The organism is Prevotella sp. CAG:255 (assembly GCF_000431195.1).
Classification (GTDB): domain Bacteria; phylum Bacteroidota; class Bacteroidia; order Bacteroidales; family Bacteroidaceae; genus Prevotella; species Prevotella rara.
Genome location: NZ_HF986783.1, coordinates 1 through 799, shown reverse-complemented (window position 1 = coordinate 799; position 799 = coordinate 1). Strand labels below are relative to the sequence as shown.

Annotated in this window: 1 protein-coding gene; it reads right to left on the bottom strand. The window is 40.8% G+C overall.

What is annotated here, in order from left to right:
* Positions 1-126 precede the first annotated feature (126 nt).
* Positions 127-558, bottom strand: a complete 432-nt coding sequence (locus QVO66_RS03535; RefSeq protein ID WP_021854025.1) for a hypothetical protein — start codon at positions 556-558, stop codon at positions 127-129.
* Between the last annotated feature and the right edge of the window lie 241 nt (positions 559-799).

The window sequence follows — 799 nt, the reverse complement described above, 5'->3', positions numbered from 1 at the left end:
TAAATAGCTTGTTTCTAACAGATTCCTATTTGTGTATCGAATTTTTTATGAAAGGAGAAAATAAAAACCGCCAAGAGGGTAACTCCTGACGGCACGTTGTTCTTTTTACTACGTTTTTACATTTTGTCAATATACCAACCTTAACTTTACATACTCGGGGGTTATCTCCAGTTTGATGTCCTTCATGTGGCTTGCACCCAACTTCCTTGCAGACTTCTTGTAGCTTTCAATAAAATCATCTATGTCGATGAAGGTATTGAAATAACTTCCGAACGGTGCTTTTGGATAAGGCTCCGGCATTCTGAAACCATTTAGTCCTGTGCCTGTTATGGTATCGGCATCGGCGGAGTTTATTTCACCCTCCTCAACCAAGTTCTGCAAGGATGTGCGGTTGAATGTAAACTCGAATTCATTGTCAGACGGATTGCAAGCGGAGAAAACCACCCTGCGCTCACCTGTTACACTGTCAAAGTCGTTCTGGATTTCCTGTTGTACACTCATGATTGTGGCCGGTTCCATCTCGTGAACCTTTGCCACTAAAAAGATTTTCTTCTTCATTTTTATTTGTTTTTGTAATTTGATAATTAAAGTTATGCCGTAGCTTCTTTCCACATATCCGACCTGTCCTTTGTAAGCATCACTACGACTTTCTCACGCGGACATATTCCAAGTCACAGGCCAGTTTTATCGTCATATTCATCATCGACAGTATGCTCCTCCTCATAAAAATACTCCTCTTCTTCATAATAGGAATCATCTGTGTCGTCATCTTCCATATCGTCAATCACCACCCAGTCGT

What these genes read in the sequence shown, in the direction of transcription:
- QVO66_RS03535 (WP_021854025.1), bottom strand. Translation starts at nt 558, where the DNA reads ATGAAGAAGAAAATCTTTTTAGTGGCAAAGGTTCACGAGATGGAACCG.